The sequence below is a fragment of the Synechocystis sp. PCC 6803 substr. PCC-P genome (assembly GCF_000284455.1).
In the GTDB taxonomy this organism is placed as follows: domain Bacteria; phylum Cyanobacteriota; class Cyanobacteriia; order Cyanobacteriales; family Microcystaceae; genus Synechocystis.
Map to the genome: position 1 here is coordinate 98,506 of NC_017039.1, position 19,228 is coordinate 117,733.

Annotated in this window: 17 protein-coding genes and 1 pseudogene; 11 read left to right on the top strand and 7 right to left on the bottom strand. The window is 45.0% G+C overall.

Going from position 1 to position 19,228, the window contains the following annotated elements; translation table 11 throughout:
- Positions 1-103: 103 nt before the first annotated feature.
- On the bottom strand, positions 104-694 hold the full coding sequence (gene lepB, locus SYNPCCP_RS00435) for a signal peptidase I (protein ID WP_010871290.1): 591 nt from the start codon (positions 692-694) through the stop codon (positions 104-106).
- Positions 695-896: 202 nt separating this feature from the next.
- On the opposite strand from lepB, the gene SYNPCCP_RS00440 reads away from it, so the two are divergent.
- Positions 897-2,288 carry an NAD-dependent malic enzyme gene (locus SYNPCCP_RS00440; RefSeq protein ID WP_010871291.1) on the top strand — a complete coding sequence of 464 codons (1,392 nt, stop codon included), beginning with the start codon at positions 897-899 and terminating at the stop codon, positions 2,286-2,288.
- Here the strand turns inward: SYNPCCP_RS00440 and SYNPCCP_RS00445 are convergent, their stop codons facing one another.
- The 4 genes from SYNPCCP_RS00445 to SYNPCCP_RS00460 form a co-directional block, all read right to left on the bottom strand.
- A complete protein-coding gene (locus SYNPCCP_RS00445) occupies positions 2,289-3,266 on the bottom strand; it encodes a cysteine synthase A (protein WP_010871292.1) in 978 nt (325 codons plus the stop codon).
- 112 nt (positions 3,267-3,378) lie between these two features.
- Positions 3,379-4,326, bottom strand: coding sequence for a 4-(cytidine 5'-diphospho)-2-C-methyl-D-erythritol kinase (gene ispE, locus SYNPCCP_RS00450; RefSeq protein ID WP_010871293.1), 948 nt, complete (start codon positions 4,324-4,326; stop codon positions 3,379-3,381).
- A gap of 98 nt (positions 4,327-4,424) precedes the next feature.
- The gene (locus SYNPCCP_RS00455; protein ID WP_010871294.1) at positions 4,425-6,605 is read right to left on the bottom strand and encodes a hypothetical protein; all 2,181 of its coding nucleotides are present in this window, start codon (positions 6,603-6,605) and stop codon (positions 4,425-4,427) included.
- A gap of 40 nt (positions 6,606-6,645) precedes the next feature.
- Positions 6,646-7,959 (bottom strand): McrB family protein, encoded by a 1,314-nt coding sequence (locus tag SYNPCCP_RS00460; RefSeq protein WP_020861358.1) that lies wholly within the window; start codon positions 7,957-7,959, stop codon positions 6,646-6,648.
- 440 nt (positions 7,960-8,399) lie between these two features.
- On the opposite strand from SYNPCCP_RS00460, the pseudogene SYNPCCP_RS16625 reads away from it, so the two are divergent.
- Positions 8,400-8,703: pseudogene (locus tag SYNPCCP_RS16625) on the top strand (transposase); the annotation flags it as partial.
- A gap of 262 nt (positions 8,704-8,965) precedes the next feature.
- On the opposite strand, the gene rsmA reads toward SYNPCCP_RS16625, so the two are convergent.
- On the bottom strand, positions 8,966-9,820 hold the full coding sequence (rsmA, locus tag SYNPCCP_RS00465) for a 16S rRNA (adenine(1518)-N(6)/adenine(1519)-N(6))-dimethyltransferase RsmA (protein ID WP_010871296.1): 855 nt from the start codon (positions 9,818-9,820) through the stop codon (positions 8,966-8,968).
- On the opposite strand from rsmA, the gene SYNPCCP_RS00470 reads away from it, so the two are divergent.
- The 9 genes from SYNPCCP_RS00470 to SYNPCCP_RS00510 all read left to right on the top strand — a co-directional run bounded on the left by SYNPCCP_RS00470 (position 9,785) and on the right by SYNPCCP_RS00510 (position 17,972).
- Positions 9,785-10,696 (top strand): 16S rRNA (uracil(1498)-N(3))-methyltransferase, encoded by a 912-nt coding sequence (locus SYNPCCP_RS00470; RefSeq protein ID WP_010871297.1) that lies wholly within the window; start codon positions 9,785-9,787, stop codon positions 10,694-10,696. The genes rsmA and SYNPCCP_RS00470 overlap by 36 nt on opposite strands.
- A 20-nt stretch (positions 10,697-10,716) precedes the next feature.
- The gene (locus SYNPCCP_RS00475; protein WP_010871298.1) at positions 10,717-11,808 is read left to right on the top strand and encodes a hypothetical protein; all 1,092 of its coding nucleotides are present in this window, start codon (positions 10,717-10,719) and stop codon (positions 11,806-11,808) included.
- Between the two features lie 78 nt (positions 11,809-11,886).
- Positions 11,887-12,219: a type II toxin-antitoxin system PrlF family antitoxin gene (locus SYNPCCP_RS00480; RefSeq protein ID WP_010871299.1), complete on the top strand. Its 333-nt coding sequence runs from the start codon at positions 11,887-11,889 to the stop codon at positions 12,217-12,219.
- Between the two features lie 83 nt (positions 12,220-12,302).
- The gene (locus SYNPCCP_RS00485) at positions 12,303-12,719 is read left to right on the top strand and encodes a type II toxin-antitoxin system YhaV family toxin (RefSeq protein ID WP_010871300.1); all 417 of its coding nucleotides are present in this window, start codon (positions 12,303-12,305) and stop codon (positions 12,717-12,719) included.
- 360 nt (positions 12,720-13,079) lie between these two features.
- A complete protein-coding gene (locus SYNPCCP_RS00490; RefSeq protein WP_010871301.1) occupies positions 13,080-14,054 on the top strand; it encodes a hypothetical protein in 975 nt (324 codons plus the stop codon).
- A 300-nt stretch (positions 14,055-14,354) separates the two neighbouring features.
- On the top strand, positions 14,355-15,683 hold the full coding sequence (locus SYNPCCP_RS00495) for an O-antigen ligase (RefSeq protein ID WP_020861361.1): 1,329 nt from the start codon (positions 14,355-14,357) through the stop codon (positions 15,681-15,683).
- Positions 15,684-15,813: 130 nt separating this feature from the next.
- Complete coding sequence (locus SYNPCCP_RS00500; RefSeq protein ID WP_010871303.1) at positions 15,814-16,119, top strand: DUF3181 family protein; 306 nt, start codon at positions 15,814-15,816, stop codon at positions 16,117-16,119.
- Between the two features lie 249 nt (positions 16,120-16,368).
- Positions 16,369-16,767, top strand: a complete 399-nt coding sequence (locus tag SYNPCCP_RS00505) for a DUF3119 family protein (protein ID WP_010871304.1) — start codon at positions 16,369-16,371, stop codon at positions 16,765-16,767.
- The gene (locus tag SYNPCCP_RS00510; protein ID WP_010871305.1) at positions 16,764-17,972 is read left to right on the top strand and encodes a DUF3086 domain-containing protein; all 1,209 of its coding nucleotides are present in this window, start codon (positions 16,764-16,766) and stop codon (positions 17,970-17,972) included. The genes SYNPCCP_RS00505 and SYNPCCP_RS00510 overlap by 4 nt, the downstream gene beginning before the upstream one ends.
- Before the next feature lie 40 nt (positions 17,973-18,012).
- Here SYNPCCP_RS00510 and SYNPCCP_RS00515 read toward each other — a convergent pair whose 3' ends face one another.
- The gene (locus SYNPCCP_RS00515; protein WP_010871306.1) at positions 18,013-19,188 is read right to left on the bottom strand and encodes a cysteine desulfurase family protein; all 1,176 of its coding nucleotides are present in this window, start codon (positions 19,186-19,188) and stop codon (positions 18,013-18,015) included.
- Positions 19,189-19,228 lie beyond the last annotated feature (40 nt).

Consider the following 19,228-nt stretch of genomic DNA (forward strand, 5'->3'; position numbering starts at 1 on the left):
TGACGTTTCTTCTTCTCAGCAGATCCTAACACCATTGACGAACCCTGGGCCGACCAAAGGTTGATCACCGGGGAAATGGGCCTTGTCCACCGGGTGTCGGGTATTAGGTATTGATGATGGTACGGGCTGGGACAAAGGTGAAGCTACCCAGTTGGCCCCAACGGCTGGCGGGGAAAAAACGAAATAGGGCATGGCCGATGATATTTTGCTGGGGTAAAAATCCCCATACATGGGAATCATTGCTGTTGTTGCGGTTATCCCCCATGACAAACACCTGACCGTCCGGCACCCGCACTGCGGGCAAATTATATTGGGGCGGCTCCAAAATATATTCTTCCTGTAAAGGTTGCCCATCCCGGTAAACAATGCCGTTGTTAACTTCCACTGTTTGCCCCGGCAACGCAATGACTCGTTTAATAAATGCCTGCCCTAGATCATAGCCTTGTACTTGCAGCAACTCCGGCGGATGGAACACAATAATGTCCCCCACCTGGGGTGGATGGAAATGGTAGGACACCTTCTCCACCACCAGGCGATCGCCTTGTTCGAGGGTGGGCAACATGGAATCGGAGGGAATGTAGCGGGGTTCCGCCACAAAGAAACGCAGCAGCAGGGCCAGCACCAGGGCCACCATGAGCAGGGGGATGTTTTCCTTGATGAATTGCCAAGGGGAAGGGATGGGGGAATTTTGCATAAAAGGGAATCGAACGGGAAAAGCTCCTCGGGTTAGAATCTGGGGAGATTGATGGGGCTAGATACATGGGCAAACCCTGACAGCTAGGGCAAACCTCGGTAAGCAAAGGCCACAGATCAAGCATAATCGAGGAGAGACTGCGTACCCAAACGCCGCCTGACATTGTTGAATTTCGCTTTTCAAACCCTTTTTCCATCGCCCTATGGTTAGCCTCACCCCCAATCCGAGTTATAGCGTCAGCCTACTGTTGGAACTCCCCAACCACGCCGGAACTTTGGCCAGCGTTACCCAGGCGATCGCCGATGCGGGGGGCAGTTTTGGGCAAATTTCCCTGATTGAGAGTAACTTAAAACTCACCCGGCGGGAAATTGCGGTGGATGCTTCCAGCAGTGAGCACGCCGAAAAAATTATTGGGGCAGTGAAAGCTCTGGATAATGTCAAATTGCTGAAGGTGTCCGATCGCACCTTTGATTTACACCGTCAGGGCAAAATTAGCGTGGTTAGTCGCATTCCCCTCACCTCCCAATCGGATTTGGCCATGGCCTATACCCCAGGGGTGGGGCGCATCTGTCGGGCGATCGCCGAAGATCCGGAAAAGGTTTATTCCCTGACCATTAAAAGCAATACGGTGGCGGTGGTGACCGATGGCAGTGCGGTGTTGGGGTTGGGTAACCTGGGGCCGGAAGCGGCTTTACCAGTGATGGAAGGCAAGGCCATGTTATTCAAGGAATTTGCCCAACTGGACGCTTTTCCCATCTGTTTGGATACCCAGGATACGGAGGAAATTATTCGCACCGTCAAGGCGATCGCCCCGGTGTTTGGCGGCGTAAATTTGGAAGACATTGCCGCTCCCCGGTGTTTTGAAATTGAAGCCCGGCTGAAAAAAGAATTAAATATTCCTGTATTTCACGATGATCAGCACGGCACCGCCATTGTTACCCTGGCCGCTTTGTTAAATGCCCTCAAATTTGTTGGTAAAGCCATGGCCGCTGTCCGCATTGTCATCAACGGCGCTGGGGCTGCTGGGTTGGCGATCGCCGAATTGCTCAAGGAATCCGGAGCCACCGATATTTGGATTTGCGACTCCAAGGGCATTGTGGGCAAACATCGCACCGATTTAAACAGCAAAAAACAGAGCTTTGCGGTGGATGCGGAAGGGACTTTAGCCGATGCTATGGCTGGAGCTGATGTGTTTTTAGGGGTGAGTGCGCCGGGGGTAGTGACCAAGGAAATGGTGCAATCCATGGCCAAGGACCCGATTGTGTTTGCCATGGCCAACCCTATCCCCGAAATTCAGCCGGAATTAATCCAAGAGGATGCGGCGGTTATTGCCACGGGGCGCAGTGATTACCCCAACCAAATTAACAATGTGCTTGCCTTTCCGGGGGTTTTCCGGGGAGCCATTGACTGTAGAGCTAGCATTATTACCACCACCATGTGCATCGAAGCGGCCAAGGCGATCGCCTCTTTGGTGCACAGCAACACCCTAGATAGTGAGCATATTATTCCTTCGGTTTTTGACAATCGGGTCGCCACTACCGTAGCCAGTGCAGTGCAGTTGGCCGCCCGCAATGAAGGGGTGGCCGGTCAATAGTTAATCGGGAATTGTTAAACCTTTACTGGTCAACCATTCCTGATTGTAAAGACGGGATTGGTAACGGGCTCCTCCGTCACAAAGTACGGTAACAATGGTATGCCCCGGCCCAAGTTTTTTGGCCAATTGGTAAGCCGCTCCCACATTAATGCCCACGGAACCGCCCATAAATAGGCCATCCCGCCGCAGAAGTTGGTACACCACCCGCAACGCTTCTGGATCGTCAATTTGCACCGCATCGTCAATGGGCACATTTTCCATGTTGGCGGTGATGCGACTGTTGCCAATGCCTTCGGTGATGGAGTTGCCGCTGGGGTTAATCTCCCCAGTTTTGATGAAGCTATACAGCCCACTACCCATGGGGTCCGCCACCACGCATTGCACGGCCTCAGACTGTTCTTTAAGATACAGGGCTACCCCTGCATAGGTTCCTCCGGTGCCAGTGGCTGCCACCCAAGCATCTACTTTGCCGTCCGTTTGTTGCCAAATTTCGGGGCCGGTGGTGTGGTAGTGGGCATCACGGTTGGCCAAATTATCAAATTGATTGGCCCAAATGGCGTTATCTAATTCTGCGGCAATGCGTCCGGAGAGTTTGACGTAATTGTTGGGATCCCGGTAGGGCACGGCGGGCACGGTCCTGACTTCTGCCCCCAGGGTGCGGAGCAAATCAATTTTTTCCTGGGATTGGGTGTCGGGAATGACAATTAAGCATTTATAACCCTTGGCGTTGCAAATGTGGGCGAGACCAATGCCCGTATTACCCGCTGTGCCTTCCACCACAGTGCCACCGGGTTTGAGCTTCCCTTCCTTTTCGGCGGTTTCGATGATGCCCAGGGCGGCCCGGTCTTTGACAGAACCACCAGGGTTCATAAATTCTGCTTTGCCTAAAATTTCACAGCCGGTTTCGTCACTGAAACTGTTAAGGCGAATCAAGGGGGTGTGGCCAATGGAGTCCACAAAGCCGTGCTTAATATCCATGCTGAGTTGAGGTAAGGCGGTCAAGCGGGGGTTAAAACCCTGTTAGGTTATCCTACCCCAGGGAGGATGGGCTGATGTAGGGGGAATTTCTGCCGCAATTGATTGATCCAGGTCAATTATTCATAATTTGGATGCCGTGGCCGATGGTGTGGGTTAGCCAAAAATCCACGTCGGGGTCGTTTAATTTTTCTTTGGCGATCGCCAGGACCTGTTCCGCTTCTGCTTGCTCCCGGCAAAGGGTAAACACGCTGGGGCCGGAGCCGGACATCATGGTGCCCAATCCCCCCGCTGACTGTAGGACCTGACGTAACTGGGCTACAGGCTGATGAGCCGGGAGCACAACTTTTTCTAAATCGTTGTGGATATGGCTGGCGATTTGCCCTGGGTTGCGGTGCTGAATGCCCTGGAGTAGGGGCCCTGCATGGATGGTTTTCCGCCGGGCTCGCTGGGACTGGTCATCGTTTAGGTAATTCTTGCCAAACTTTTGACGATAGGTTTGGTAAGCCCAGGGGGTAGAAACTTCTATGGAACGATGTTTGGCCAATACCACCCAGAAGCAATTGCCGTCCGGTAAGGGGTCGAGGATTTCCCCCCGTCCCGTGGCGATCGCCGTGCCACCGCCAATGCAAAAGGGAATGTCGGAACCCAGTTGGGCCGCTAACTGTTCTAATTCCGGCCTGGTTAAGCCTAAATTCCAGAGCAGGTCTAAACCGACTAACACCGCCGCTGCATCGGCCGAGCCCCCCGCTAAGCCCGCCGCCATGGGAATATGCTTGGTCAAGGTGATATCTACGCCGCCGTAATTATCATGGGCTTGGGGAAAATTGTTAATCATCAACTGGGCCGCTCGGTAGGCCAAATTGGTGGCATCGTTGGCCAAGGGACTATCCCCACAACTGAGCCGGATGTCATCGGTGCCGTTGGCCCGCACGGTAATTTTATCCCCCAGGGCAATGCTCTGCAACACCATTACCAATTCGTGGAAACCGTCGGGGCGATCGCCAAGAATTTCGAGGAAAAGATTAATTTTGGCCGGGGCATGGAGGGTGTAGGAATGCATTAAGTTGGGGGTGAAAGAGGGGCAATAAATCAGTTAAATCTAACCACTCAAGTTATCGCCTAACATTTTACGGCGATTGGCGAATCCTAATTTGATCTTTATTTTTTGTCCTTAATAATTATATTCAAGATCTCTGGAAGAGTAAAATAAATATAGTAAAGAATTGGCGTGCCAACAACATCTATTGTCCCAAAATTACGACATAAATCAGAGTTGGGTATTTTAAGTTGAGGAACTTGAATCGGAGTGGAATCAATATGAAAAGTTATACACCATTTAACTTTAATTTTTAATTTTCTATGTTCATCTCTATCTTCTTCTTTTTCTCCCAAATCATAAAATAAATTGTCGTAAAAATAGTCTATATTTATTTTATTAAATTCTTTACCAATAATACTTTGTGAATATGGAAAATAAGATTCCATAAGATTTGGAATATCCACTTGAATTTCTTTGAAAAAGATTTCTACTTGTTCAAGAATATAAGTCCTGGCATTTTTTCTTTGCGCCTCATTTTGGAAAGTAATCAAAGGAATATAATTGCTTTTTAAGTCTTCATTTTCGAATAAAATAATTTCTTTTTTTTTAACTGAAGCATGAGCATTATTTTTTCGAAATTGGTAATAATTCTTCTCACGAATTGGGCTATCAAAGTCTGATGCCTCAGTAATACCCAAATAAATATTTTGTATTGCAACAAAATTTGCCTTAAATATTTGAATACCTCTAATGTGAAATCTGTCCTCCATAATTCCCAGAAAATTACTCTCAGATTCGAGTTTGTCAACATAATAAAAAGGAATAAAAAAGTAATTTCCGATAGTGGCTTGAGGAAAAACTTGTTGCAATGCTAATTCATAACCAAGTTGTTTTTCCAAAGCTACTCTGTACCCTTTATCAGTTTCTTCTAAAGATTTATTTTCATAATCTTCATATTTTTTTAAAGAAATATTCTTAAAATCCACAATTGCAAAGTAACTTGAATCTTCATTTTTAGTAACAGTAACTAGGTCTGGCTGTGGATATCGACGCAACTGATTGGGGTAATCTGATCTAGTCACTTTATATTTCACGTCAGGAAAGATTCTCGCCTTTAAATCCCATTCAATACAGAATAATTCTCGCCAATAGAGTGGCTTGTAATTATTGGGATGGTCAACTTCAGACTGTTTTTTTTGATATAGCCACTGATTACTAGATTTATTTTTCCACCAACCAACTCTATTTTGTTCGCTTTCTGGTCTATGATGTTTAGAATTTCTAATTCTATTATTTTTATAGCCTACTATCGGAATATCAGTATCTGCAAAGCCAATTTTATTAAAATCATTCTGAATAGGGTTAAAGTTCTTCTTAAAGAAGTAAGTTTGACACATATCTTCCCAAACATAATCAAAACCTTGTTCTCCTTGTATTCCCCAAAAATCGCCATCATCTAAGTTTGGGTTTAATCCCCCATACAAAAAAATCTCGATAGCTTCATATAGCCCCCAATAATCAGCATCTTTATAATGCGTATTTCTATCTATATTATCAAGAGCCTCTTTGCAAATTGAAAGAGTTTCTTCAAAAGTATCTTGGTCAAAAAGAGAATGATTAATAGTTAAATAGTGATCTCTAAATCTTTGAGATAAAAATTGAATATCCTGACTTCTATCATAAATATGATCAAGTACATCTTCCTGCAATTGTTGAATAATTTCATCGAGAATAAAACAATAAAGATCAACTATATCGGTGCTTTCATGACTTATCATTGAACGCGGTAAGTTCATAACATCGATATAAATTGCTCCATTATTTAAATAAATAGCTCTATCTAAATATTTATAAATTTTAGAATAGTCTATTTCTTCACTGCGTCGAGCTTTTTTTTCGATAGAATTGAGCGCCAAATCATCATAAGCCTCTAATATTCGTTCAATCATCGAAAGTTTACTGTATAAAATACACTCGCTTGCCTCTTTATAGTCTAAACTAATACCACCCGTGCTTAAATTGACCTGGTCTTGGTTTTTCTTGTTTTTAGCATCTTTTCTTGTGACTCTTGAATTATTCTCATTATCACGATCAAACTTCCTTAGTGTTCGATACATCAAAAAGAAAGAATCACGGACTTTATTGAATTTGTCGGTATCTTCAGAAGTAGCTGCATTTTGATATTTATCAATAAAATTGTCAAAACCTTTTGGTAAATAAAAAGCATATCCATCAGGTTCAGATTTAATACCTACAAAGTCTGAGTTTGTTTTTAGATTAAGTTGCGAAAAGTTCCACATAATATGTAAATAAAACTATTCAATGAAAAGAAAACTTAGATTATTTTGATTGATAATTTATGAGATTCATTACAAAAGCTTCATGATGTGTAATAAAGTCTCCAAAAGTTACTAATTTTTTATCATTTTTGTTAAATCCTAAAAGTTCTCGAAGTGGATTTTTGTCTCGGTTAAAAACACTATCCCAAACAAAAAACATCAATTTATTTTTTATTTGATCTTCTGTAACTATTGCTGTATTTATGAAATGATAGCCTATTTGCATATCTTCTATTCTGCCACTTCTCACAGAATTATGATTATCTTTAATGAAGTTGTTAAATTTTTCTACTAAATCTGTCCACTTTAAATTAACATTTCCATAATCTATTAAAATAACATTATTTATTTCTTGATCATTATCTTGTTTCCAATCTACGTATTCCCACTCCCAACGTCTTTTAAAGGCATTATCCATAAAATATATAGAATTATCAGAAGTATTCATTGTTCCAAAAATGGAAAGATTGTAAGGAATACGAATTGAACTACCTACTGCTGTATTAACTTTTACTTTAATTTTAATTTCCTCAAATACAGTAAATTTTTCTAGCACGTTAGACGAACCTTTATTTTGATATTTGTATGTAGGATTACCATCATCTATTCCCGTTTGTTGAAAGCCTATTAGTTCAACCATTTTTCTAAATTCTAAATCGGAAATATTAATACCATAAGCTGACCAACCATCTCGACCTCGATCTAAAAGTTGAAAAACTGTCCCAAAAATTGCAGAAGAATTACCTCGATTAATTTCATCAATTACTAAGGCAACGTTTTGAGCTTGTACACCTTCCTTCTGAGCAATGATAATATTTTTATACGCTTGTGCTAGTGCCTTCAAAAAATGTCCTTCATAAAATTGATAATAAACACTCTTATCTTTATCATCATTCATAGTCATTGGCATTAATTTTCCCATAAAATCGCCATAGGTGTATTCGGGATGAAAAACAGTCTTAATTAAATTTTCAGGATGAATATTTTTATCAATACCTAAAACTTGTTTAACAATTCCACCATCATCATCATTAGAAATCTTATGGCTTTTGCCAGTACCAGGACAACCGAAAAATATTTTTTGAATTGGACTATTCATAACTTTGTAATGACCTTTGCTTTTATCATTGCCTTGATGCTGCAAGCGATCAAGTAAATCTAATAACTGTTCATCAGTAAGTTTATCGCGGACTATTTGCCCGTAAGTCTTGCGAATATAGTTGTACTGCTCTGATTGCCTCCATCTTAAACGTTCAAACTCTTTATTGGTTTTAGCTATAAAATCTCTCCGCTTAAGAGATTCAAAATCTTCCATAGTTTCGTATGGTTGTTGCTTTTGTAGATCCGTTTTGAGCCACTTACTTAATATAATATTACTCACATTCCGCACACGCTATATGGAGCGTAGCAGTATAAATAAATGCGCAGTAAACACAGTATAAGCAAAAACTATTGCGCTATCAATAGCAGCAATCTGCGAAATGTCAGTATTAGTGAATAATTATTCATATTATATCTAAAAAGGTTATCCCACACAACAAAAAATGGGTAGTTATTAACCACCCTTCAAATCTATAATCAACCTACAGCGGTCATGCTTTCCATCTGGTATACCAAAGTCATTGTAAAACAGTGGTTACAGGCATTTTATATGTGCCTAACTAATAGGGTATCCGCTGTATCCCTCTTCCGTCAAACCAAGAGAGATATTTTAGGATTAATTATTGAAAGTGCCTAATCGTAAGACTTTCAGAACTTGGCACTTGGTTTGCCCCCCTCTGGCAGTGCCTACAATTGATATGGACTGATAGCGCCTTTGTCGGAAAAGATTTTATCTAGTGGGTGGAGCAGACCTTGGGCTGGAACTTTGGAAGTCGTCAGCAAAAAAGACGGGCAGAAGGGCTTCGAGATTTTACCGCGACGTTGGGTCGTTGAACGTACCTTTTCTTGGTTTGGTCACTATCGTCGTTTAAGTAAAGACTATGAATATTTACCTAACACTAGTGAGACAATGCTTTATTTCGCTATGATCAGTCTCATGCTCCGGAGGCTTGCCTAAAACTTTTCAAACACTTTCTAAAGCATTTTTAACAGAATCGTGGAAAATATCTTTGGCTGGCATAGGTTGCTAGAATTTAATTCTAATCTATTCGAAAAGCTGGATTAAAGATCCCATAAGTGTAAGAACTACAAACATAAATCTAAAACTTTCTAGCAAAACTTGATCCGCCGTCAGTGATACCCATAATTTGCTTGGTGATCGCCAAGAATTTCGAGGAAAAGATTAATTTTGTCTGGGGCATGGAGGGTGTAGGAATGCATTAGGTTGGGGGTAAAAAAGTCGGCAACAAATTAGTTAACTCTAACCATTGTTCTAGGCTTAAGTCTTCCGCCCGGGCAGTGCTCGGCAAAGCTAACTGCTCCAATAAAGTAGTCAACTGTTCCGGGGCAATTAATCCCTTGAGGTTATTGCGTAACATTTTACGGCGATTGGCGAATCCTAAGCAGAGAAGTTGATCCAGTAAGCGACGATCTCCTGGTAATTGCTCGACGGGGTAAGGGGTTAAACGAATGACAGCGGAATCCACTTTAGGGGGTGGCGTAAAAGCTTTGGGGGGTACATCCACAATCCAATCCACCCTGGCTAGGTATTGCATCCGTACCGATAGGGCACCGTAGGCTTTGGTGCTGGGTTGGGCCGTTAACCGTTCGGCAATTTCTTTTTGCACCAATAAAACAATGGTTTCAAAGCCTGGTACCCTCGGTTTTTGGATGGTACCCAACAGTAGTTCCAAAATCGGACTGGTGATGTTATAGGGAATATTAGCGACCACTTTATTGAGGGGAGAAAATTGAGGAAAATCCTGTAATAAAGCGTTTAAATCTAGTATTAATACGTCCCCTTCGAGGAGCAGAAAATTTTCCCGTTGCCCTAACTTTTTGCGTAATTTAAGGCATAAATCCCGGTCTAGCTCCACCGCCACCACCGGATTCCCCGTAGCCAATAGCTGTTTAGTTAAAACCCCCATGCCAGGGCCAATTTCCAGCAGGCGATCTCGTAGAGATCCGCTTTGCGGTGCGCCGGACTGAATATCTGCGGCCGCCACAATGGCCTGTAAAGTTGGTTCATGGTTTAGCCAATGTTGGCCAAAGCGTTTGCGGGGTCGAAAAGCCATAAAATTCTAATCAATGCTTGGTTTACTACCCTGCCGGGGCAATGCCAGAAGCCCATTGTACAATTTGTCCTATCCCCCATCCTTGTTTCAACTAACTTAACTCCGTCAATCCTTTCTCTACCCGTCCAGGAAAAATCTTCTAGTTCTTTTGTTATGGCCTACCGTTTGGTTGTTGCCCCAGAGCAAATTATCGAGGCTACTGTTACCCTAACCACGGCCCAACTCCACTATCTGCAACGGGTATTGAGACTACAAAAGGGCGATGGCTTTATGGTGTTGGACGGCGGCGGCGGGGTATGGCGGGCCCAGTTAAATGATTTGGCCCATGGCACAGCCCAGTTATTAGAAACAGTGAGCGAACAGAATGAATTACCTCTACCCGTCACTTTGGCGATCGCCTTGCCGAAGGGCAGTGGTTTTGAAGAAATTATTCGTCCCTGTACGGAGTTGGGAGCCACAGCGTTTCAACCTTTGTTGACGGAACGTACCCTATTAAAGCCCAGTCAAAATAAACTTGAGCGCTGGCAACGCATTGTCACGGAAGCGGCGGAACAGTCGGAGCGGCAATGGTTACCCCCGGTGGCAGCCCCGTTAACGTTTGGGCAATTTGTGGAGAAAGTTGCAGGGCCAGAAACCCTGGCCTTGCTCTGTGTGACCCGTTTAAATAGCCCCATGCTTGGGGCATACTTGAAACAGAGTAATTTACCAGCCCAAATTGTCTTGGCCACTGGCCCAGAAGGGGGATGGACGGATAACGAAATTTCCCTGGCGATCGCCAAAGGGTTTCAGCCGGTGTCCCTTGGTAAACGCATTTTGCGGGCGGTGACGGCCCCCACGGTGGCCCTAGCCCAGATCAATGCTCTGTTGGAAAGCTAATTTTTTTGGCCCTTTTCCCTATGTATAAAGCCATTGCCGATGCCATTGACAGCCAAGACCTGGCCACAGCGGAGCAACTGTTGGCAGCGATGGAGGGGGAGAGTTGGGAAAATCCCATGACGGCCTATTACCAAGCTCGGCTGGCGGAAGCCCAAGGAAATTTGGATGAGGCGGAGCAAAAATTTCGGCAATTGTTGACTACTAGCCATAGTCCCCAACTAGTGGCCAAAATTAGGGCGGGACTGGGTCGCATTCAAGCCCATCGCCAAGCAGAATACCAGGCGGCCATTGAGGACGCTAAGGCAGATCCAGAGGCCCAGTCGGTGGGCATTTTTGTGTTGGAACCGGTTCCTCCAGCGGAAAAGCAAGCCAAGGCAGTACAGTTTGGCAAAATTATGGCCATAGACCCCTACACCGCTCGGCTCCAATTACCCAGTCGGGCGTGGCGGCTCTATCGCACCGGGGCGATCGGGGAATTGAACCATTACCATCAGCAATGTCAGGCCGCAGGGATTCCTAGTTTTTCGGTGGCGTTGGCGGACATTTTGGCGGTGAAAGTTTTCCCGATTTTCCACATTGAAAGTTTGTCCCCAGAGGTCACCGTTACCTATCGGATTAGTCGAGAAGAAGAAGGCACTTTTAGTTTTAGTTGGCAAGATGTCAGTCAAATGGTGGAGGGTTTATTACCCATTTTTGAGGAATGTGTGGATGTGAATATGCGGGGCAAAATCCAGCGCAAAACGGAAATTTTAGATTACGCCCACATTTGTGATTTACATTTACCGCAACAGCAAATTATTCTCCGTTTTTGTGACCAAATTTATGAGTTTACCCGGGGAATCAGTCTAGACACTGCTAACTCTAGTAAGGAGAAGCAAGGAACTTCCCACCAACAATGGCAACAACTGAGCCGCATTTGGCAAACAAATTTACCAGGTAAGCCGGTCTGGAAGGAGTTCAAAGCCTTTGCAGAAACGGCCCTAGATTTTCAGGAATTACTCAAATCAGTGGAGCCCCACATTCCCTTTCTACGGCGGGAAGATACCAATTGGGATCGGGCTTTCCATCTCTACAGCACCCTGGCCTTCTGCCGCGATCGCCGTTTGGAATGAACAAACCTCCACATTCGTTGACAAGACAATGCAGCCGCATTACCATCGGCGTATAGTTTTATGGGCTGAGGGACCACTATGGCGGGAATATTATCCCCATGTTCAGAATCTACCCTGACGGATCGCTATCAGACCACAGTGCCTGACCCGGTTCGCAAAGCCTTGGGGTTGAATAAGCGAGATAAAATTTGCTACACCATTGAAGCCGATGGCAGAGTGTGGATTGCCAGGGCTGAACAGGCAGAAAATGATCCGGTGCTGGGGAAATTTTTGGATTTTTTGGCACAGGATATGGATAAAAATCCTCAGCATATACAAGCGGTCAGTTCTGAGTTGGTTGATCGTCTGCAATCGCTAGTCTCCGATGTTGATGTAGATCTAGATGCGCCATTGCTGGACGAGGATGAATAGATTTGCCAATAGATAAGCCTTTATTGATTAATGGGTGGAAGATATTTGCCCATCCCCTATTTCTTGAGCAGGTTGAAGAACTTGTGGCCCAGGTTGAATATCTGCGTCAAAAGAATCCCAAAGATTATAAAAAGAAAAATGCTACCAAGCGTCTAGCGGCGATCGCCAAATTAGCATTTGAGGTTATTCCCCAAGATCCCACCCGCCATGAATATCGACAGGGAAATACCCTTGGAAATGATTATAAACACTGGTTTAGGGCTAAATTTTTTCAGCAGTATCGTTTATTTTTTCGCTACCACCAAGAAAGTAAAATTATTCTCCTCGCTTGGGTTAATGACGAAGACTCAAAACGTGCCTATGAAAGTAACACAGATGCCTATAAAGTCTTTAGAAAAATGCTCGAAAATGGCCATCCTCCTGATGACTGGAATGATTTACTTACCGAGGCTAAACGTGTTGGCGATCGTTTACAAAAAATTGCCGAAGTTGAGCCTTAATTTTCCCGTCTTTCACACTGGCGATCGCCATTTGGAATCAACAAAAATGTTTTAACAATGTTAATTTTTCTCTCAATCTCTCAAGATTGGGGTATTTAGAATCTGATTCCTTCGATATTGAGAACCCAGGTAGACTTCTCAAATATACTCTTTAGTATGTACTTGTGATAATATTGGGATAGCCTTATTATTATGCATTTCAGTGTACTCATGAAGTTAGAGCAAAATATTTGAGGCAATTCAAACATTTCGTAAAAGTCTAAAATAATGTGATAACTATATAATGGATGATAGCTTTAGTATGAAAAACCACACAATCTCCCAGAACCCACAAACTACTTTTATCTACTTGCACATATAATGATGACTGACTATCCTACCAATTTATTTGAATTATCAACAGGCTTTCTAGACCACAGAATAATAAAAGAATTTTATGTTTATACAGTTTGTATTGAGAGAGGTAGATGGAGCGACATTGAGTATGATGTGATACATGATCTACATATAGTAGAATTCAATTCTTTTACAGCTTTGATAAAGATAACAAATCGTGACAAAGTTGAACCAATAATCATAGTGCCAAGACAGTACTGGAACCTCATAAGACCTTTCAATAACTTAAAAGAAAAGTGTGAAAGATTTTACACTTTTGATGATCTGAAAGAATCTATTTACACAAAATGCTTTGTTAGCGTAGATAGTATAGATAAGATATTTCGTAGTATTCTTACCGCGCAAAAAATAACTGAAGAACAACATAATCAGTTAGAAAAATACATAAACACGATTGAGGATTTTTGCAGAATGTTCATGCCAAAATTTGAGTCTATCAATGATTCATTAATGAGTGATGAAGAGTATTCAGAGAAAGTTTATAAAGAATTTTCATCACCCAGGTATGACTCTAATGAGCAGAATGAGCAGAGGTACAAATACAACTATAAATACGGAAAGGTAGGTGAAATGTATATAATGAATAGCATGGCAAGTTTATTTCACCAAATGCATTCAATCGAAGAAAGCATAAAATTTTTGTATGAAAAGAAAAAAAGTGATGAATATATCAAGGAGCTCTGTGAAAACAAACTAATGGTGACCATAGAAAGTGAATTAAATGTATGCCGAGAACGCCTTAGAGAGTTAAAAAAGAAAAATATTTATATTTCACCAAAAGTATTCGATGGTCTATATGAAAAATACTTAATGTCAGACTATCAAGAAGAAGACGCTCGATTATATGCTGATTATAGAGAATCTAATCAAGGGCAAGAATATTTTGCCCCTAATGATGACTGCTACCTCCCACTTGTTGATGATGGTCAATACTCTTAGTTTGAATCATAATTAACACCAAATGATAGCTTGATTAAACTTTAAACCGAGAGTGCCAAAAAAGCTAACTAAGAACTGTCTGAAATCCTTTATTTTTTCATTGACATAACTTGGATTTAGACAAAATTTAAATCTCTATTTCAGAAAAACATAAACCACTTTAAAAATAGATAATTTAACTTGATGATCAGACAAACGTTGTTTAATCATTGGTTTTCCTCTCCCCAATCGGAAGGAGAGTCAATGCGGAAGGCGATCGCCTGGGGATAATATGGGGAGTGGTAATTTTGGGAGTTGCAGTTGAAAATCCCTTCCCATCTCTTGAAGAAAGAACAACTAGCGGTCTATTGGGGCTTGACCCTACTGCCCTTCAACGCCGTAGCGGGGTTACTGCCACTGCTGTTTGCGAGCCTGAGCCCCTGGTTTTTCCATGGCAAAAAATTAGCGAGCCTACCCCTGGCCAAAGTGTGGGCCGCCCTGACCCTATGGTTTTTACTGACCACCATCACCGCCCATGACCGGGGAGAAGCCCTGTTGGGATTGGCCAACTTTGTGCCCTATTTCATAGTTTTTCTTGCCTTTAGCCAAGTAATTTGCCAATTTAAGCAACTCAATACCCTAGCTTGGCTGTTAACTGCTAATACCGTGGTGTTAGTCATCATCGGTTTTGGACAAGTCTATGGCGGCTGGGCCACCCCCAATTGGTTAGTGGCGATCGGTACTAACTTGGTGGCCGGGGGCAGACCAGAAGGGAGAATGTCTTCCCTATTAATGTATGCCAACCTATTTTCCGCTTGGTTATTGATGGTATTTCCCCTCAGTCTGGGGCTATTGATCCAATCCGTCCGTCGTTGGCATTTCACCGCCCCCAGTAACCGCTTCAATCTTCCTCCCCTGGTATGGGCCCTGTTAGTAGCTTGCATCCTAGAGGCGATCGCCTTAGTGTTGACCGGTTCCCGCAGTGCTTGGGGCATTGGGTTACTAATTGGCATTGCCTACGCCATTTATTTAAGTTGGTACTGGTTAGTGGCCCTGGCTGGGGGAGCCACTGCCATGGTGTTATGGGCATCCTTTGGCCCCTTTGGCAAAGAACCATTGCGACAGATAGTGCCTAAATATTTTTGGGGCAGATTATCCGATGAACTTTACCCCGACCGTTACCGCACTGCTCTTCGTAGCACCCAATGGCAATTTAGCTGGGATATGTTCCTGGACCAACCCATTTTTGGCCAGGGCTTGCGGAATTTTACCCCCCTGTACCAAGCCGCCATGAACGTTTGGATTGGCCATCCCCATAACTTGGTGCTGATGATGTTGGGGGAAACGGGCTTGATCGGCACTGCGTTAATGCTGGGAGCGGTGGGCTTCATTCTGGCCCAGGGCATGGTGCTACTGATTCACCTCAGTCGTGGTGGCGGTTTTCGCCGTCGGTCCCAACATTTATTACTGCTGTCCTATGGCATTGCCTTTGCCGCCCTTTGTTTATACAACCTATTCGATGTCACCATTTTTGATATGCGGAATAATGTCTTGGGCTGGATTTTCCTAGCGGCGATCGCCGGGGTGAGCCAACGGTATGGAACCAAATTAGCCCAGGGTGATCCGGCAAAATTACAGGTGCCTGGGTAAAAGTCGTTGCTTTCAGGTTCTCGATGTTCTGGTCTACCATGGGAAATGTAGCAAGGTGAAATTAATTGCTCAATGCCGGCCATTGCCGATTGACCCTTCCCAATAAACCCCATCGCCCTCCGAATTTCCCATGACCTCAACTACCCCAGAGATTGAAGCCCTCGCCGCCGACATTGGTGAACAAATTGCCATTGACGTGGCCAAGTGGAATTTATTTTTGGCCGAAGCCCATTTGCATATTCCCCTGGCGGAAAGGGTTTATCCCCTGTTGGAGAAAGATGAACTGGGGCGGGCTGGGGTGGAAGCCGCTCTGAAGGATTTGTCCGTGGCGATCGGTGGGGGCAAAGTGAACATTTCCCTACTGGATGCCCTTTCCAGCACCATGGTTAACCGTTTGCTGACCCTGTTGGAAGAATATCAAAGTAAGAATTTTTAAACTTTTTCCGCCCTTAAAAGCTAGTAAAAATTCCCATTTGTTCAGTGTTTTTGCCATTGTCCTTAGAACGTGTTTGGAAAGTTTTATTCCGCCCCCTAAATCGACCCACTAAAGCTCCGGCAATAATGGGGGACTTTCACCCAGTTTCCCCCCAAATTTGGGGGGCCAGGGGAGCTTTTAAAACATGCTCTTAAACCTAGGCAACCTAAGCAAAGATTAAATTTTCATTCACCACCAAGCCCATTAACCATGGCCAGCACCCCCATCCAGAGCGAAGCTCGTACCGACCTAGAACCTAGCTTTGTCATTCCCCTCGTACTGCTGTTTGGAGCCATACCGATTTTCTTTCTACAGATGTGGGTCGGCCTGGCGATCGCCGTGTTTGGTGTTTTTTTAATGGTGCAGACCGCCATTATCAAACTCAGCTTTACGGCCACCGCGTTGGAAGTGTACCGTGGGAGCAAGTTAATTCGTTCTTTTCCTTACACAGAGTGGCAAAACTGGCGAATCTTTTGGGAACCCGCTCCCATTTTGTTTTATTTTAAAGAGGTCAAGAGCATCCATTTTTTGCCGATTATCTTTGACCCCGGCACCCTCAAAGCTTGTCTTGAGCGCCATTGTCCCCTCCAGTCCCTACGTGCGGAATGACCCCAGAATTGAATCCTAATTTTCCCGAAGAAACTACCTCCGATGCTTGGCTGACCCCAGCAGATGCCGGCCAGGATGGTGATGCCCAGGAACCGGCGGAAGATGGGGGAGAAGAAGGAGTAGTGTCGGAAGAACTGGCCCTGCCTGAGGACTTACCTCCTATGGATGCCATGGTGGCGGCAGTGGAAGAAATGACTCCGGTGGTGGTGCCCGAAACTGTACCAGAAACAGAAACCCCAGCCTTAGAGGATTTGGTCGCCCAAAAGACCGCCCTGGAAAAGGACATTGCCGCTCTGCAACGGGAAAAAGCCCAGTGGTATGGCCAGCAGTTCCAGCAATTACAGCGGGAAATGGCCCGGTTAGTGGAGGAAGGCACCAGGGAATTAGGGCAAAGAAAAGCAGCTCTGGAAAAGGAAATTGAGAAGTTAGAGCGCCGTCAGGAACGGATTCAACAGGAAATGCGTACCACTTTTGCCGGGGCTTCCCAGGAGTTGGCCATCCGCGTGCAGGGCTTTAAGGATTATTTGGTGGGGAGTTTGCAGGATTTGGTTTCCGCCGCCGACCAGTTGGAATTAGGGGTGGGGGACAGTTGGGAGTCTTCCTCTACCCATGGGGATGCGATTATTGAAAATGCCGACCCAACTCCGGTGGTGAGTTTTGCGGAGCAGGGTTTTAGTAGCCAAAAACGACAAATCCAAGCTTTGCTGGAGCAATACCGCACTCGCCCTGATTATTACGGTCCCCCTTGGCAGTTGCGTCGTACCTTTGAGCCAGTCCACGCCGAACGGATTGAGAATTGGTTCTTTACCCTGGGCGGTCGGGGAGCAATCCTCAGTTTAGACAGTCGTTTACAAAATATTTTGGTGGGTTCAGCGGCGATCGCCATTTTGAATCAGCTCTACGGCGATCGTTGTCGGGCGTTAATTTTGGCGGCCACCCCAGAAAGATTGGGGGAATGGCGACGGGGTTTACAGGATTGTTTGGGTATTTCCCGCAGTGACTTTGGCCCAGACCGGGGCATTGTTTTGTTTGAATCGGCCAATGCCTTGATCCAGCGGGCGGAAAGATTGGTCGGCGATCGCCAAATGCCGTTGGTGTTGGTGGATGAAACAGAGGAACAAATTGACTTAGCCCTGTTGCAATTCCCCCTTTTACTGGCCTTTGCACCTAGTTACCAAGTCGGAGGCAGTAACTATTTTTCTTAGTCCAATCAAAGTCTAATTAGCCCGGCCATTCCCCTAACTTTTAGCCTTGGATGCTGGTCAACTGGGGACAGAGTTGAGCAAAAACTTGTTTAATCGTCCGGGCAGTGGTCTCAATATCCGCCATGGTGGTTTCCCGGCCAAAGGTGAGACGAATACCCGCTAGGGCCTGTTGTTCCTGGTAACCCATGGCCAACAGTACTGGGCTGGGATTAAGTTTGCCGGAATTACAGGCGGCCCCGGCACTAATGGCAATACCTTCCCGGTTCAAAGCCCGCACCAACTGTTTCCCGGTCAGCCCCGCAGTGCAATGGCGACGGGATTGGACAACAAAGCTAACGTGATGGGGCAATCGATAAAGGCGATCGCCAGTGGGGGTCAAAAATTCGCAGTCGGCCAGCAGGTCGAAGCAACGGTCCCGCAGGGTTTGTAACCTAGTCATTTCCTCGGCCAATTCATGGTGGGCCAACTTGGCGGCTATCCCCAAACCAACAATGGCCGGCAGGGGAGGAGTACCGGATCTTAAACCTTGTTCCTGCCCTCCTCCCATGAGTAGTGGGCCAATGGCCAGGTCGGGATGAATGTATAAAGCCCCAGCACCCTGAATACCATAAAGTTTGTGACTGGAAAGGGAGAGCAGATCCACTGGTAAACGCTTAACGTCCACTGGACAGCGCCCCGCCACCTGCACTGCGTCGGTGTGGAAGGGAATATGTCGTTGCCGAGCTATACGACCCAATTCTTCGATGGGTTGGAGGGTGCCTACTTCGCTTTGGCCGTAAATAACGGAAATTAGTACTGTATTGCTTTGTATTGCTTGCTCTAGTTCCAGCGGATTCACCCGCCCCTGGGCATTCACCCCTAATCTAGTTACTTGCCAGCCTTGGTTTTCTAGCCATCGCACTGGTTCGGCGATCGCCGAGTGTTCCACCGTGGAAATGATTAAATGTTGGGGACTGGGGTAATTGCGGGTGACCCCAAATATGGCTAGATGGTTGGCTTCGGTGCCACCGGAGGTGAAAACAATGCTGTCGGGGTGGCTAGCGTTGAGCAGTTGGGCCACTTGCAGACGGGCGGTTTCTAAGGCCAAGGCGGCCCGGTTACCCCAATGGTGCAGACTAGCGGGATTGCCCCAACTTTGGTCCAAAAAACTTTGTACGGCGGCCTTTACCTCTTGCCGGGGCGGAGTGGTGGCACTGTAATCGAGGTAAATTTTCATGGCACATTGATCAGGTAACGGATAACACTCTTCCTATGGG